The sequence below is a fragment of the Paenibacillus sp. F024 genome (assembly GCF_057814255.1).
The window spans coordinates 33,512-50,359 of sequence record NZ_JBVASZ010000007.1 but is presented as its reverse complement, the minus strand read 5'-3'; the positions used below and the strand labels follow the sequence as shown (position 1 = coordinate 50,359).

The 16,848-nt window shown below is 48.9% G+C and carries 12 protein-coding genes and 1 riboswitch; of the genes, 5 read left to right on the top strand and 7 right to left on the bottom strand.

Features of this window, described 5'->3' with window-relative positions:
* Positions 1–49: 49 nt before the first annotated feature.
* A complete protein-coding gene (ggt, locus tag ACZYR9_RS09635) occupies positions 50–1,597 on the bottom strand; it encodes a gamma-glutamyltransferase (RefSeq protein ID WP_488978384.1) in 1,548 nt (515 codons plus the stop codon).
* A 268-nt stretch (positions 1,598–1,865) separates the two neighbouring features.
* Between ggt and ACZYR9_RS09630 the strand changes: the two genes are divergently transcribed.
* On the top strand, positions 1,866–2,264 hold the full coding sequence (locus ACZYR9_RS09630; RefSeq protein WP_488978259.1) for a DUF1259 domain-containing protein: 399 nt from the start codon (positions 1,866–1,868) through the stop codon (positions 2,262–2,264).
* Positions 2,265–2,460: 196 nt separating this feature from the next.
* Here the strand turns inward: ACZYR9_RS09630 and cysI are convergent, their stop codons facing one another.
* From cysI to ACZYR9_RS09605, 5 genes are all read right to left on the bottom strand, one after another.
* Positions 2,461–4,185: an assimilatory sulfite reductase (NADPH) hemoprotein subunit gene (gene cysI / locus ACZYR9_RS09625; protein ID WP_488978258.1), complete on the bottom strand. Its 1,725-nt coding sequence runs from the start codon at positions 4,183–4,185 to the stop codon at positions 2,461–2,463.
* Positions 4,186–4,223: 38 nt separating this feature from the next.
* A complete protein-coding gene (locus ACZYR9_RS09620) occupies positions 4,224–6,047 on the bottom strand; it encodes an assimilatory sulfite reductase (NADPH) flavoprotein subunit (RefSeq protein WP_488978257.1) in 1,824 nt (607 codons plus the stop codon).
* A gap of 211 nt (positions 6,048–6,258) precedes the next feature.
* Positions 6,259–8,319, bottom strand: a complete 2,061-nt coding sequence (locus ACZYR9_RS09615) for a chemotaxis protein CheW (RefSeq protein WP_488978256.1) — start codon at positions 8,317–8,319, stop codon at positions 6,259–6,261.
* An 11-nt stretch (positions 8,320–8,330) separates the two neighbouring features.
* Complete coding sequence (locus tag ACZYR9_RS09610) at positions 8,331–8,756, bottom strand: chemotaxis protein CheW (protein WP_488978255.1); 426 nt, start codon at positions 8,754–8,756, stop codon at positions 8,331–8,333.
* Positions 8,757–8,837: 81 nt separating this feature from the next.
* Positions 8,838–10,427 carry a methyl-accepting chemotaxis protein gene (locus ACZYR9_RS09605; RefSeq protein WP_488978254.1) on the bottom strand — a complete coding sequence of 530 codons (1,590 nt, stop codon included), beginning with the start codon at positions 10,425–10,427 and terminating at the stop codon, positions 8,838–8,840.
* A gap of 166 nt (positions 10,428–10,593) precedes the next feature.
* Positions 10,594–10,689: riboswitch (cyclic di-GMP riboswitch) on the bottom strand.
* A gap of 93 nt (positions 10,690–10,782) precedes the next feature.
* Here ACZYR9_RS09605 and ACZYR9_RS09600 point away from each other — a divergent pair.
* Positions 10,783–11,736 carry a tyrosine-type recombinase/integrase gene (locus ACZYR9_RS09600; RefSeq protein WP_488978253.1) on the top strand — a complete coding sequence of 318 codons (954 nt, stop codon included), beginning with the start codon at positions 10,783–10,785 and terminating at the stop codon, positions 11,734–11,736.
* A gap of 324 nt (positions 11,737–12,060) precedes the next feature.
* Here ACZYR9_RS09600 and ACZYR9_RS09595 read toward each other — a convergent pair whose 3' ends face one another.
* Positions 12,061–13,275: a cytochrome P450 gene (locus tag ACZYR9_RS09595; RefSeq protein WP_488978252.1), complete on the bottom strand. Its 1,215-nt coding sequence runs from the start codon at positions 13,273–13,275 to the stop codon at positions 12,061–12,063.
* 222 nt (positions 13,276–13,497) lie between these two features.
* On the opposite strand from ACZYR9_RS09595, the gene ACZYR9_RS09590 reads away from it, so the two are divergent.
* From ACZYR9_RS09590 to ACZYR9_RS09580, 3 genes are all read left to right on the top strand, one after another.
* Complete coding sequence (locus ACZYR9_RS09590; RefSeq protein ID WP_488978251.1) at positions 13,498–13,758, top strand: PAS domain S-box protein; 261 nt, start codon at positions 13,498–13,500, stop codon at positions 13,756–13,758.
* Positions 13,759–13,761: 3 nt separating this feature from the next.
* Positions 13,762–14,412, top strand: coding sequence for a methyl-accepting chemotaxis protein (locus tag ACZYR9_RS09585; protein ID WP_488978383.1), 651 nt, complete (start codon positions 13,762–13,764; stop codon positions 14,410–14,412).
* Between the two features lie 315 nt (positions 14,413–14,727).
* Positions 14,728–16,830: an amidase family protein gene (locus ACZYR9_RS09580; RefSeq protein WP_488978250.1), complete on the top strand. Its 2,103-nt coding sequence runs from the start codon at positions 14,728–14,730 to the stop codon at positions 16,828–16,830.
* Positions 16,831–16,848: the final 18 nt, after the last annotated feature.

Genomic DNA, 16,848 nt, shown 5'->3' with positions numbered 1-16,848 from the left:
AAACCGTCCGGCGATCTTACGGTCGCCGGACGTTCTTGTTGTAACAGCCTTACCAGGCGGCGACTTCCCCATCCGTTCTCGGGTCGGTAGCTCCGGATAGTACGCCGGTTTGCGGATCACGCCAAATGATTTGTCCCCGGCCAAAGCCATCTTCTCTCAATACGACATGGATCTGATGTCCCTTGCGCATTAACGCTCTGGCGATCTCGCTGGAGAAGCCCGCTTCAACCTCGACGGTTTTATCCCGGGTCCACAGCCAACGCGGAGAGTCCAAGGCGGCTTGAGGGTTTAAATGGAAATCAACTGTATTCATGATCACCTGGACATGGCCCTGCGGCTGCATAAATCCGCCCATAACCCCAAACGGCCCGACCGGTTGATCGCCCTTCGACAGAAACCCCGGAATAATCGTATGGTAGGTTTTCTTGCCCGGTTTTAACGCATTGGCATCCTCCGGGTTTAGGGAAAACGTATTTCCTCGGTTTTGCAGCGCTATACCTGTACCCGGAACGACGATGCCCGATCCGAAGCCCATATAATTGCTTTGAATAAAAGAGACCATATTCCCTTCTCCGTCAGCCGCCGCCAGATACACGGTTCCTCCCTTTAGCGGATGTCCAGGCTCAGGCATAAGAGCTTCTTCCCCAATCAGCGCACGGCGTTCTGCCGCGTACCGATCGCTTAACAGCTCGTCAACCGTAACCTGCATGTCCGAAGGCTGGGTAATATATTTCCTTCCATCGGTAAAAGCGAGCTTCATGGCCTCGATTTGCCTGTGATAGGTTTGCACGCTCTCCTTCTCCGCAAACTCGAACCCTTTGAGGATATTCAGAGCATGGAGCGCAACAAGGCCTTGGCCGTTGGGCGGGATTTCCCACACATCGTACCCCCGGTAATTGACCTTAATGGGGTCGACCCATTCCGGGTAATATTGCGCCAAATCTTCCTTCCGCAAAAACCCGCCATGCTTCTGGAAGAAGGCATCGATCCGGTCCGCCAGCTCCCCGCGGTAAAAGGCTTCTCCATTCGTTTCGGCAATCCGCCGCAGAGTGGCTGCATGATCAGGTGACCGCCAGATCTCTCCAGCCTTCGGCGCTCTGCCTGCCGGAGCAAATGTATCAAACCAGGGCTGGAATTCTTCTCCCTTGAAGCTTTCTTGATAGTCCTCATAATAAAGCTGCCAGAATTTTGCCAATGTCGGAGATACCGGGTAACCGCTTTCAGCATATTCAATAGCCGGGGCCAGCACCTGCGTCAAAGGCAGCTTTCCGTACTTCTTCGATAGTTCAGCCCAAGCGCCGACAGCCCCGGGTACCGTTACAGGAATCACACCGCGCTTAGGCATCTCATGGTCGTACCCTGCCGCTTTTACAGCTTCAATCGACAGCTTTTTGGGGGCTGGGCCCGAAGCATTGAGGCCATGCAGCCTTCCATGGATCCAGACAAGCGCAAAGGCATCCGAACCGATTCCGTTCGATGTCGGCTCGACTACCGTTAAGCAGGCCGCCACTGCAATCGCCGCGTCAACGGCATTCCCGCCTTCTTTTAAGATTTGCAAGCCTGCCTGTGCTGCCAGCGGCTGAGAGGCGGCCACCATCCCTTTGCGCCCATAAACTACATTTCGCCGGGAAGGGTATGGATAATAGTGAGCATCATAGGTTACCGTCACGAGCTTTCCCCCATTCGGATCGAATTAATGGAACTTAATTCATGATAACAACTAACGGTCACAAAAAACAGTAAAAGCTTAAAATAAAGTTATTGGCTGCAAGGCCTCATACAATCATTTCGAGAAGCAATACGATATTGACTGTGCCATCGCCTCATCGAAATGCATACTTTTAAGTAAAGGAGTGATTCGATGTATGATTGATGTTCGGGAAGCCAATGTAACATGCCAACAATTTGGGGCTATCCTGGGTGGTGTTCCGAAACCGGGAAATAACGGATGTACGGTAACGAAACAGAGGAATATTCCGCTTACGATTTTAGGAAAACCGTCTCCATCCGCCGCGACCCTTACTTTCGCTTATGAATCGCTTGATGCCGGCGGAACGGCATTATGCTTAGGAGAATTAGCGCTATTATCTGAAGAGATCAACCCGGTTCTTTCGATCCTATTAAAACATCGGATACCTGTGTCTGCTCTTCATAATCATTGGATATATACGGCACCTGTCATTTTGTACTTGCACATTCAGACGATTGACAGACCTCTGGATTTTGCCCAAAAAGTGAGTGAGCTCACCCGAAGGCTGCGATGATGGATAATCTTATCTATTTCGACTCCGGACATGCTTCGATATAAAGTAACGCAGAACAAATCGAAAAGAAAGATGGAGCCCTAAGAAAGAAAACACAGCCCATCCTGGGAAAACCAAAAGAAGCAGCCTGAAACTATCCATGTAGCTTCAGGCTGCTCCTGTTTTATTGAATGCCGCGCGGCACTTCATTTATGGTTTAGGAATGAAAATCCTGTCCAGAGCGAACTTCTTTGACATAGCCGGCACGAATGACGAAGTCGCCGAAATGTTCGCCTTCACGGCGTTCCTTCGCATATTGAGTAACAATAGGCTTCAGCGAATCCAGAATCTCCGCTTCACCGATATTTTCTTTATACAGCTTGTTCAGTCGGTTTCCGGAAAAACCGCCGCCCAAGTACATGTTGTATTTGCCAGGCGCCTTGCCGATAAACGCGATTTCCGCCAGCATCGGACGGGCGCATCCGTTCGGGCAGCCGGTCATGCGAATGACGATCTCCTCGTCACGCAAGCCTGCCTCCTCCAGCATCGGCTCGATCTTATCCAACAGCGTTGGAAGGTAACGCTCCGATTCGGCCATCGCCAATCCGCAGGTTGGCAAAGCTACACAAGCCATGGAATTTCTCCGCAAAGCGGAATAGTGGATTCCATCCGTGAGCCCGTACTGGTTGATCAATTCTTCAATTTTTTTCTTTTTCTGGGTGCTTACGCTGCCGATGATCAGGTTCTGGTTCGGGGTAAGACGGAAGTCCCCGGTATGAACCTTGGCAATTTCCCGTAGACCCGTCATCAGAGGGTAGTTGTCCTCATCTTTGATCCGGCCGTTCTGGATAAAGAGTGTGAAATGCCATTTGCCGTTGCTTCCCTTCACCCAGCCATAACGATCACCGTTGTGGTCAAAATGGAAGGAACGCGCAGCCTCAAGCTTCCAACCCAGACGGGTGCTCAGTTCATTGATGAACCAGTCGATGCCGCGGTCGTCAATGGTGTACTTAAACCGCGCGTGTTTACGGACCGAACGATCGCCGTAATCCCGTTGAATCATGACGGTTTTCTCCGCAACGTCGATGACCTGTTCCGGTGAGCAGAAACCGATCACTTGACCCACTTGGGGATACGTGTTCGGATCGCCATGCGACATTCCCATGCCGCCGCCAACCGTCACATTGAAGCCCTTCAGACGACCTTCTTCCACAATCGCGATAAAACCCAGGTCCTGGGAGAATACATCTACATCGTTTGAAGGAGGGACCGCAATCCCGATTTTAAACTTACGCGGCAAATAGACAGGCCCGTAAATCGGCTCTACCTCTGCCCCGTTGTCTTGGCTGTCCACCACTTTCTCGCCGTCAAGCCAGATCTCGTGATAAGCTTGTGTCCGGGGATCGAGGTGCTTACTGATCCGGCTTGCCCACTCGTATACCTCGGAATGAACCTCGGACTGGTACGGATTCGGGTTACACATGACGTTGCGGTTCACGTCGCCACAAGCGGCTAACGTGCTTAGCAGCGCATTGTTGACTTCCTGTATCGTCTTCTTCATGTTCCACTTGAGCACGCCATGCAGCTGGAAGGATTGACGCGTCGTCAGACGAATCGTTCCGTTAGCATATTTTTGTGCGATCCGATCCATCATCAGCCACTGTTCAGGTGTAACTACACCGCCAGCCGCGCGTACGCGCAGCATGAACTGATAAGCCGGCTCCAGCTTCTGCTTTTGCCGCTCATTGCGCAAATCGCGATCGTCCTGCATGTAGCTGCCGTGAAATTTCATCAAGCGGTTATCGTCTTCAGGGATGGAGCCCGTGATGACGTCTTCGAGCGTCTCTACAAGAGATCCCCGCAAATAATTGCTTCTTTTCTTTATATCTTCTACATCACTGTGCGGCGCACTATTGGGTGAAAGCAAATTGTTATCCGACATGTTGCATTATCTCCTCTCGCGATCGTTGGGACTCGAACTTAATAAACATCCCGCTGATAACGTTTCTGCTGTTGCATAAGGGTCAAATATTCCGCGGCTGCCTCAGGGCTCATGCCGCCTTCTTGTTGGAGAATCGTTGTCAGGGCCGCATGAACGTCATGTGCCATCTTCTTCTCGTCGCCACAGACATACACGCAAGCTCCTTCTTGCAGCCATTGGTAGAAGTCGCGGCTCTTTTCGAGCATCCGGTGCTGTACATACACTTTCTTGTCGGTATCGCGGGAGAACGCGACATCCATCCGTGAAAGCACGCCATCCTTCAGCCAACGCTGCCATTCCACCTGATAAAGGAAGTCCGTAGAGAAATGCTGATCGCCGTAGAACAGCCACGTTTTCCCTTCGGCTCCGGTCTCTTCGCGTTCGGCAAGGAAGGCTCTGAACGGGGCGACGCCGGTTCCCGGTCCAATCATAATGATCGGCGTTTCCGGATTCTCTGGAAGCTTGAAGTTCGGATTCTGTTGAATAAAGATCGGCAGGGTATCGCCTGGCTGAACCCGCTCTGCGAGCTGCACCGAGCATACGCCGTAGCGATCGCGTCCATGGGCCTCGTAACGAACCGTACGGACCGTGAGATGCACCTCATCCGGGGACGCCTTGAAGCTGCTGGCGATAGAGTACAGACGAGCAGGCATCTTCCGAAGGATCGCTACGAACTCAGCCGCAGGCACGCCCTTAAGGGAGTAATCCTGCACCAAATCCAACAGATCCCGACCGTTGATATACGCCCTAAGCTCCTGTTCGCGTCCCGCTTCCAGAAGCTGGTTCAGCCCGGCATTGGAAGTAAGCTTGGCCGCTTGCTCCAGCAACGGCTTGGTCAGCACGGTGATTTCATAATTGCGAAGCAAAGCTTCACGCAGTGGACGCTGTTCGCCATTCTTATTCATGGTAACGAGCTCATCCGCTTTCCAGCCCATCGCTTCGATCAGCTCATCCACAAGACGAGGATGGTTCTCCGGATAAACGCCTAAGCTGTCCCCCGGTTCGTACTGAAGATTGGAGCCTTCAAGGGATAATTCAATATGGCGGGTTTCACGCTCCGATCCCCGGCCATTCAGGTTCAAATTCTCAAGCACCTCGGCCTGGAAAGGATTCGATCTGGAATATTCCGATTCCGAACCGATTACGGCCGCCGCGCCGGCTGCACTTGCGATGGCCGGAGCTGCCGATGCGGCACTGAGCGAGCCTAAAACATTGTTCATCCACTCTGCAGCGGATTCATCAAAATCGACGTCGCAGTCGACACGCGGAGTAAGCTGTTTAGCGCCCAGCTCTTCCAAGCGCTTGTCAAAATCCTTGCCCGTTTGGCAGAAATACTCGTAGGACGTATCTCCCAACGCAAGCACGGAATACTGCATGCCCTCCAATTGAGGCGCTCTCTTGCTGTGAAGGAACTCATAAAAAGCAATGGCGTTATCCGGCGGCTCGCCTTCCCCATGAGTGCTCACAACCATGAGCAGGTTTTGGACCTTCTTTAAGCCATTGGGCTTGAAGTCCGCCATCGAGGAAAGCGTCACTTGAAAGCCTTGTTCTTCGAGCTTTTGGGACATTTTCTTGGCCAAACGCTGGCTGTTGCCTGTCTGTGATCCGAAGAGAATCGTTACCTCCTTGGAGATCACCGCTTCATTCGCCGGCAAAGCAACCGCCACCGCCGTACCGGACGGAGCCTCTGCCGCCGCTCCTTGAATAGCCGTAAGATATCCGCTAAGCCAAATACGCTGCGCTTCCGTCAGCGTAGGCAGAACGCGATTCAGCAGTTCCGCTTGCTCCTGATTAAAAGGACTGTTTGTTACTTGAAGTTTCAACACTATCCACCCCGCATAGCTGCAATGATATGAATTCCTAGTAAACGGATCTAATTTTCCACTCTATTGAAACTACCACAGCAGGAGGATCTGGTCAATTAGAATAACCTTATAGGATTTATCAGATATATTAATAAATGAATTAAACGTTACAAGCATCCTCTTGTTAGAGGAAAATATATCTCATTTCAATATCCTAATAAAAGTCCTGTTATTGAATCGTTCTTGTCCTTTTCGATTCATTCATAAATTCTGAAACCTCCAGAATCAAAGCCACTTTCCCGTCCCCCATGATCGCAGCCCCCGAAACGCCGCCGATCATGCCAACATAGGCTCCAAGCGATTTCACGACGATGTCCTGGTTTCCATTTAATTCATCAACCACCAAGGCGATCCGCTTTTCTGCAGTTCCCACCACGACAACAGGCAATTGTTTACGTTCATTCTGCGGCCTTGGAATATGAAAGCGATCGTGCAGCCAGACGACAGGCAGCACTTCATTCCGAATGACAACCACAGGGTCTCCTTTGACGGTTTGAAAGGCTTCGGCCGGCATCCGTATAATCTCTGCGACACAGCTCATCGGCAGAATAAACGTCCTTCCGCTTAACTTGATTAACAGGCCGGTAATAATGGCCAAAGTTAATGGAAGCTTGATTTTAAACCGGGTCCCTTCTCCCGGCTGGGATTCGATCTCGATAACACCGTTTAGTTTGTCGATATGACTGCGGACAATATCCATGCCGACCCCGCGGCCGGAGATATCGCTAACCACTTCCGCAGTTGAGAAGCCGGGGCGAAATATTAAATGGACAGCCTCACGATCCGAAAGCTTATAAGCCTCGTCCTCCGTAACGACACCTTTACGGACAGCCGATTCCCTTATTCGCCCGGGATCAATGCCCGGCCCGTCATCTTCTACCGTGATGACCACCTGGTTTTCTTCGTGTGCGGCAGTAATTCGCAGCATCCCTCCGGCCGGCTTCCCGACTCTGATTCGTTCCGCCGCCGTCTCTATTCCATGGTCGACCGCATTTCGGATTAAATGAATCAGCGGATCACCAATTTCTTCAATGACCGTTCGATCCAGCTCCGTTTCGCTTCCTTCGATAACCAATTGGATTTCTTTATTTAAGGACTGTGCCAAGTCCCGAACCATGCGCGGAAACCGGTTGAATAAATGCTCTAGCGGAAGCATCCGCGCCTTCATTACACTTTCCTGCAATTCCCCGATCACCCGGGAAACATGATCGGATACCCTCGCCAGTTCTACCACCGTCTCATCGGCCGCATAACGATGGTTGAGAACTGTTCCCATTTGATTCATCCGGGTCTGGCCAATAACAAGTTCGCCTACCAGATTCATCAAGTGCTCCAGCCGTCCCACATCCACCCGGATCGTCTGCGGTTTCCTCTTCCCTTCTCCGGCAGCGGGAAGCTTCCCGTTTTTTTGAACATTCATATGTATGTCTACCGAGCCTTCAATCGTGTCATTTTTCTTCATTTCTGTCGAGAAGCAGGCAGCCTCCGCTTCGGCCACATCCACGTAGGATTGGAGGACATGTTCAATTTCCGATGCCTCTGAAGGAGTTGCCAGCAAAAAAAAGAATTCGTCGTAAGCACTGTCCTCTTCTTCAGCTAAATCCCCGGGTGCCGGGTCACAATATAAAATCTGACCCATCGACCCTACCTGATTTAAGATTACCGCAGCACGAACCGATTTCATTTCGCATTCGGCGGTGAGCCTGACGCGAACAAAAAGTACGCCAGCCCCCTTTTCTTGCATTTGTACGGCCTTCAGCACGATATCCGGCCCGATTTCCGGTTGAAAGGAAGCGGCCTTGGGATACATTATTCCCGTTTTTTCTTCAGCGGGATCATTTTTCGATTCTACGGCAAGCTTTAGTTCACACAGCAATGGAGTTATCTCTGTGGCAATGCCTTCTCCGGAAATAAACTCTTCTTTTAGTCTCTGCAGATGATCCAGACACTTAAATAACAAATGGATCATGGCGCCTGTAATTCTCATTTGCCGATTACGAACCTGATCCAAGAGATGCTCCATTTCATGCGTCAGCTGTTTCATCTCTTCGAAACCCATCGCCGCGGAGGAACCTTTCAATGTGTGTGCAGCCCGAAATAAGCTTTGAATCGTCTCCGCCGATTCCCCCGACTGCTCCAGATGCAATACGTCTTGATCCATCATTTGAAGCTGTTCTTCGACTTCGTCCAAAAATACGCCTTTGAGCTCGGACATATACATCGGATTCATACCGCTGCCCCCTATACCCGAAGGATCTCTTCCAGTTTCAAAATGCTGACCAAGCCGGTTTCGGTACATCCGATCCCCTCAAAAAAGGAGCCGTTCACGCTTCCGATTCGTTCCGGGGGAGGCTGGATGTCCGCAAAGGTTGTGACTTGATTCACTTGATCCACGACGATCCCCACCATCTCCTCGGCATAATTTACCACAACAATGCGGGTTGTCTTCGTATGGGCCTCTTCCGGTAATCCAAAGCGATGGCGCAAGCCAATGATCGGGACAATGCTGCCCCGCAAATTAATGACACCGTTCAAATATGGCAAACTGTTAGGAACTTGGGTAATATCCTGCATTTTGATGATTTCATGTATTTCGTAAATGCTAATCGCATATCTTTCTTTTCCAATACCTACTTCGATATATTGCTCCTTCAGATTTTTTCCCATGAAAGTCACCTTCTTTATGTTCGGGGGTACAATCCCCATCTCGATGGATTAGGATCGTTTTAACCGAGTTCAACCCGTGGATTAGTTTATTTTGAAAATCATAACCGCTTGATTCAGTCCTTCCGCCAGCTGCGCTAGAGACTGGGCCGTAGACGCTGTTTCCTCGCTGCTGGCGGCCGACTCTTCGGTCGTTGCCGAGATGCTCTCAATCGACAACAGAACTTCAGAGGATTGAGCGGCCTGTTGTTCACTGGCGGCGGCAATTTCAGAGACCTTCTGGGCGGATTCATTGACCATGACTAGAATGCTGTCAAACGCTTCTCCGGTTTTTTGAGACGATACCACACCATCGCCCACAGCTTTTACACTTTGCTGGGTGTTTTCCTGCATTCCCTTAATAATGGAAGTGATCTGCTTGGTCGCTTCACTGCTGCGTTCGGCTAATTTGCGGACTTCATCGGCAACTACCGCAAAGCCCCTCCCCTGATCGCCGGCGCGAGCAGCTTCAATCGCCGCGTTCAAAGCAAGCAGATTCGTCTGGTCCGCAATATCGTCAATCACTTCAATGATTTCCCCGATCTTATTGGAGTCTTCCTCCAACTTAGACATTTGCTGATTGACCAAATTCATCCCGTCAATAGAAGATCGGACCACTTTCCCGCCTTCCTGTGCAATCCCCATGGTTTTGTTGGACAATTCCGAGGCTTGCTCTGCGCTTTGAGCCACTGAATTGATGGCTGTAGACAGCTCTTTAAACAATTCGGACATGGTTTGCGCCGCAGTGGCCTGGTTCGTGCTGCCGCTGGCGATCTCTTCTGTGGTGGCGGAAATTTGCTGTGCCGCTGCAGCCACGCTTTCCGCAGAAGCCAGAATGTTCCCTACGGTCGATCTTAAGCTCAGTACCATATCGTTAATGGACTGTGCCAAAATCCCGATCTCATCTTTGGTATGGATGTCCGTCGTTTCCCGCAGCTCTCCCTTGGCCACCTTTGTAACCAATTCGACGACCTTGTTAAGAGGACTGGATATAATACGGGAAATATAAATTCCTAATCCTATGCTGATTACAAATGAAATGATGATGACGGAGATCGTAATATATTGAGATAACGTATACATTTCGTTTGAAGCGGTATATGCTGATTCTGCAACTTTGACATTGATATTAATAACGGCTTCCAATGTATCGTCCAATCGGTCTCCGGATTTCACCAGTTCACCGGAGAGCAAAGCTCTAAATTCATCCTCCTTGTTGGCATAACTGAGCTGAATCGCTTGATCGAACAACTGGTTATACTCCCGCCATGCGGTATTGAATTCACTTACAGCCTGCTGCTGCTCCGAAGTTAAATTCCGTTGGCTGTATACATTGATTTTAGCTTCTATATCCTTCCTGAGCTCTTGGACTGAATTGTTGTATCGATCTTTGCCTTCCTTCGTATTCTCCCTACCTATATCGCGAATGGCCAGCCGCATCCCCTGATACGCCATTCTTGCTTCCGACATATTTTTTACAGGCTGAAGCCTTTCTTGATACATGTCTTCCATGCCGGCATTTAACGTCCTCATGTTCGACAACCCATAGAAACCAACACATGCTAAAATTATCGAAACCAGTATAAAAGCTGAAATCAATTTCACAGATGTTTTCAAATCATAAAACCACTTCATTATCATTCTCCTTATCCTGTTGACACGTTTTTTAACCCGTCCCTTAAAACATCACCTTTTCCATCATACACGCCTTTATAAGTGGTAAAGCTTTACTTTTAACGCTCATGCTTCCACCTCCTTTCAATAAAAAAATCCTCCCAAAACGGAAGGATCTTCATCTCATTTCGGTAACTGGCTGGCATAACCTATCCTATTTCGATATGTTTTAGCCCCTGTAGCTTTACGACCCTAATTTTCATTAGGTGTGCCTTTTCGATTGTTTTAAATGATGGGTGAATCATAAACTCCTTAATAGTACAATAGGATTCGTACAATTCGTGTTGTTCGAATGATAAGGAGGAGTATTTCATTTATGGAGCAACAATTGTTCCTGACCAATAAGGCTCTGGTTCTTGAAGAAAATAGCGCATCTTATTCGGATGATCAGATTGTTGCTATGTTTTTATCCACAACCCAACGTTCAGAATACACCATTAGAAATTACATGAGTGCGATACAGAAATTCAGACGCTTTATCGGAGATAAATCACTGAAGCACGTTACATGGAGGGAAATTGAGGTTTACAAAATGGGACTAATCAAAGGAATGCTTGATAACAAGCCTCACGCTCCTGCCACGATCGCTATTCATTTAGCGCCGCTGCGTTCCTTGTTTAAATGGGCTAGTGACCCTAATATCGGGATTTTTGACCATAATCCTACTACATCTGTTCGCAGTCCCAAAGTATCCGTTACCAGCAAAAATCATTATTTGACCAAACGAGAGGTCTTTGCATTACTAGAGCAGCTTAAACGACAAGGATTTCGAGATTATGTTATTGGACTATCCCTTGTATTACTGGGATTGAGAGTATCGGAATTAGTCTCTATAGAATGGGGACATTTCCATACCGACCCTGAAGAAACGACCATCTGGTTATCTGTAGTTAACGGAAAGGGTGGAAAACAGCGCGAAGTAAAAGTACCGGAGATGCTGTGGAACATGATTGTGGAATTTTATAATCAAGGTCAACAGGGAGGAATCCAACCTGCTCTTGATAAACGATTATTCCCATTTTCCGTAAGGCTTATCGAAAAAATTATTCAGAAAGCACGCGAACAATGTGAATTTGACAAGAAAGTAACTCCTCACTGGCTTAGACATACGAATGCAACCTTAGCTCTGCTCAATGGAGCTACATTGCAGCAGGTTCAAGAAAATCTTGGACATACACATATCAACACCACGCAACGATATCTTCATACCGTACAACAGATGAATAAAGCTGCACCTGATTACGTTGCAGACTACTTCAAAGATACATAATAGGTAAATAGAACTATCATTTGACAAAAATCTATTGTTAAAATAGTTTTTTAGGATTATAATACGCATGAAACAGCAGGAATTTTGTCGCAAATTATGTGGTTCATTCGAACAACACGAATTGTACGAATCCTATTTTTTGCCTTAAAACCCCAAAAATCAGTTCTAAATACCTACTTTTCGATGCGATGTATAATACTCCACAGCCGCCGGAAACCACGCGTTCATTATTTAGCCTATGCCTAACCCGCAGCGTCATTTTTCTATTTCTTATACCATAATACATGGAGGATTCGACAAAATTCTTCGAAACTCCTGTTATGATTAATCTTTTGCCGGACGAAATAAAATTGGAAATTGCTTTACACCAAATACGAACGGGCTTTGAATATAGGAAAGCGGAGCTTCGCTTACATATCGCATATCCTCCATCCGTTCCACCATGGTTCGCAAGGCAATTTGTCCTTCCAGCCTAGCAAGAGGGGCGCCCAAGCAGAAGTGAATGCCAAAACCAAACGAAAGATGAGCGTTCGGCCGCCGGTCAGCCATAAAAGCATCCGGTTCTGTAAATTTCGTTTCATCACGATTGGCCGAGGCTACCCAGGAAACCACCTGATCGCCTTTTTTGATCTGTTTACCGCCGATGTCTATGTCACGCGTTGCAACCCTGCCAATCGCCTGGATCGGCGGATAGAAACGAAGCACCTCTTCGATAAAGCCGTTAATTAGTTCAGGGTTCTCTCTTAACTGCCGTTGTATTGCAGTATCTTCTGTAAGGATACGGACCGCGTTCGTAACCAGATTGGTCGTTGTCTCGTTTCCTGCTGCCAAGAGCAAAATAGAAAAACCGAGTATCTCCTTATCCTTCAACTTCTGCCCTTCAATCTCGGCTGACAGAAGCAATGAAATCAGGTCTTCTTCCGGATCGCTGCGACGCTGTCTGACAATCTCCGCAAAATAAGCATTCAGCTCATGTATGGCCTTAGCCTTCTCCTCCATCACTTGATTAAATGCCTCGTCTGTATTCTCATCCGGGCCTTTTACAAGAATATCGGACCATGCTTTAAACAGCTTCCGATCCTGTACGGGAACCCCAAGCAATTCTGCAATAACGATAACAGGTAAAGGAATCGCAAGATCGTTCACCACATCCATGGCATCCCTTTCTTTAATCGAATCAATCAGTTCGTTTGTAATCCGTTGGATGCGGGGTGCCAAATCAGAAACGACCCTCGGAGTAAATGCTTTATTCAACAGCGCCCTTAGCTGCGTGTGCCGCGGCGGATCCATGGTTAAAATGGATTCCGTTCCCTTCCCCGTTAGTCCCCGATCTGAAGAAAAGGCTTCCGGATCCTTTAAAATGCGATGAACATCCTCATAACGAAACAAATCCCAGCAGCTGCGGCTTTCATCATAACGAACCGGTGTGGTTTGCCTTAGTTTGTTGTATATAGGGAATGGCTGCAGTCTTTTTGCCGTTGTATCCAATTCAGCCATGGGAATAATGTTCGCATACCGTTCCGCTTTGTTTATATCCATCGGCCTGATCTCCTTCATCATTTTGTCGCTCTTAAATTACCCAATTAACAGGAAATACATGATAAAACAAAGTAATCATCGGGACCGCCGTTAATTCCACTATGGTGTATTTTCCTTTATTTTCTAATCCCTGATCTCAAAAAAACCGATAAATAAAGCGTATATTCCGATGAAGCAATACTAAAGATGCAGCAGCAACCAAAACCAAGAGGAGTGTGGTCCATGAATCGCACGGAGGGCAGTACACAGGTATTAAATACGGATGCAGTGCTTGGCGCCCTGGAGAAGTCTCTAGCCATGATCGAATTCGATCCGGACGGAACCGTCCTTTGGGCTAACGACAACTTCGCGCAAACCATCGGTTATCTGACAAATGAGATGCCCGGCCTCAAACACAGGCAATTCTGTCTTCCCGATTTTGCGGCAGTCCCCGAATACGAGCATTTCTGGAACAACCTGCGTCAAGGCAATCATCATCAGTGAAAGATCCAAAGGGTAACCAAGGATGGGCGCTTGATATGGCTGGAAGCCACCTATATGCCGATTGTTCAGGATGGTCAGGTTAAGGCTGTGTTAAAGATCGCGACGGATATTACCATTCGCCAGCAGAATGCCGTGGCCAAAGTCATAGAGGAGCTTAATCATATGGCAGGAAATCTCCGCCATCGAGCAACGGAAGGCATCAATCGAAGCCAGGATTTGGTCGGGGCGATCAACCAAATCGTAACCGAGTCGGATGAGAACAAGTTCCTGGTACAGGCTCTGCAGCAGCAAGCCAACACCATCAACGGAATCGTTGACACCATCCGAAATATTGCAACGCAGACCAACCTGCTTGCGATCAATGCGGCCATTGAAGCCGCACACGCCGGCGAGTTCGGGCGCGGATTCAATATTGTCGCAACCGAAATTCGCAAACTGTCCAATCAGGTTCAAGAGGCAACGCAGGAGGTCCAGAACAATGTGGAGAAAATTACCGTTCAAGTGGGGACGATCGGCGCAAGCGTGAAGCGCTCGGAGCTCGCTATCGCAGATAGCAGGCAGCGGATCGAGCAAGCGCTTAACGCGTTTTCCGGCATCGGCGATGCCGCGCAGCAATTGGACCAACAAGCTAAGACCTTGGTAGAGCTGATCTAAGTCCGCTTCCGTTGAAAGAACTAATATATCCTATCAACGCAGCAGGCCGCCGGATGTCCGAAGGCCTGTTTTTTTGATTTTGAAAATGGCCCCCCAGCAAATGACTTCCTTTATTCTACATTACTTCCTTTCTGCAACATAAAAATGTGTTATATTATATTACATTAATACGAAAATATAATTTTTATGTCATTTATATTGACATAAATGAAAGATTTAATATAATCAAATTGTTACAAGTACATATCTATGTTATATTTTTTTACATTTTGTCCCTTATCAGAAAATTTATCAGAAAAAGGAGTGTGGCTTTCCTTGGCAGCAGGTAAACGCAGTTCGACAAATCGCACCACCCCAAAGACGATGAAGCTGAAAAAAGGAATCCCCCCGCTCTTACTGGCCTTATCCATACTTTCTTTCCCGGCACAGGGCATCACGGCTCAGAGCTGGACGGCCGACGAAGCCAAAACAGCTTACAAATCAGGAATCTTTGAGCACAATCTTTACGGCAGTGCCGAGGCTTCGATCTCCCGGGACCAGTTTATCGATTTGGTCATAAAATCGCTCGAAATGTCGGGGCAGGATTTCAAACCCTTGATGCCTGTGCCTTTCTCGGATGTTGCCGAGAATAAACCATTCCACTCCAGCATCGTAAAGGCCTATGCATCGGGTATCATTGACGGGTATCCGGGCGGCGTATTTCGTCCCGGCCAGCCGATCACTAAAGAAGAAGCGGCGATGGTCGTCGGGCGCGCGTTACAGCTGTCGGACGAGGCGGAGCCTTTCACTGATGTTGCGGATACCAGCCTCTTCGCAGGCAAAATCGGCTCGGTTGTCAAGGCAGGGGTATTGCATGGAGAAAGCGACAGCATGTTCGGCATGGGCAAGCAGATCTCCGTTGAGGAAGCGGCGGCCATCGCTCTGCGCATGTACAATAAACTGCCGTTCGTCCTTATAGACGCTACGATTCCCGAGCTGCATGCAGCAATGGAAGCCGGGAAAATAACCTCCCAAGACCTTGTACAGCTGTATCTTGACCGAATCGAAGAGTACGACGATCAAGGCCCAAAGCTCAATGCTATTCTCACCGTAAATCCAAATGCCCTGCATGAAGCTTCTCAGCTCGATGAGGAAAGAAAGCAGCATGGCTCCCGCGGACCGCTGCATGGCGTCCCGATCATCCTTAAGGACAATTACAATACAAAGGATTTGCCTACAACAGGCAGCTCCGCCACGCTGGACGGATTCACGCCTCAAGAGGATGCGTTCACCGTTGAAAGACTGCGCGCAGCAGGCGCCATCATCATAGCCAAGGCCAATTTACATGAAATGGCCATGTCCGGCACGACGGTCAGTTCCCTGGGAGGACAGACCCTTAATCCTTACGACTTAACAAGGACGCCAGGGGGATCAAGCGGCGGGACCGGAGCTTCAATAACCTCCAACTTTGCAGCGGCAGGTACAGGCACCGATACAGTAAACTCAATCCGATCCCCCGCTTCGGCCAACAACCTGGTCGGGATTCGGCCTACGAAAGGTCTGGTCAGCCTAAACGGCATTCTCCCGGTTTCCTTCACGCAGGATGCCGCAGGCCCGATTACCCGGACCGTGGAAGATGCCGCCATCCTGCTGGATGCGATGGCAGGCTTTGACGAGAAAGATCCGGCTACGCTCGCGGGCAAAGACCATATCCCGGTCTCTTATACGGATTCCCTTGATGAAAATGGATTAAAAGGAGCACGGATCGGAGTGATGCAGAATCTGTTCGGAACGGAGCCGGTTCATGAGGAAGTCAACCGCGTGACCCATGAGGCTATGGCCGAAATGCAGCAGCTGGGGGCGACGATGATTCCCATAACCATTCCGGGATTGGATGCGAACAAGCTCATCGGCGACATGGATGTGCAGAAGTACGAAATTAAAGAGGAATTAAACCGGTATTTCTCAGCAAACAATACACCGGTCAAGTCTCTTGAAGAATTCATCTCCAAAGGCTTGTTCGACAAGACGATCCAAAAAACGCTCGAGTCGGCTCAAGCGGTCGATTCTCCGCTGGAACAGCCGGACTATCTGGCAAGGCTTAAGCAAATGGAGGAGCTGAAGCAGCAAATTCTCAAGGTCATGACGGACAATAACTTGGATGTTCTATTTTACCCGCATCAAAAAAGACTGGTTGTCCCCGTAGGTGAATCGCAGGCGGACCGGAACGGAATTTTGGGAGCATTGACCGGATTTCCTGCTATTACATTCCAAGGCGGATTTTCTGCACCGAGCGAAACCGCACCGATCGGCGTACCCGTGGGGATCGAGTTCCTGGGCAAACCTTTCAGCGAGTCGACCTTGATCAAATTGGCCTACTCCTTCGAACAAGGCACCGATCATCGACAAGCTCCGTCTTCCACACCGGAGCTGAAATAAAGCCCTGCGATGAAATCG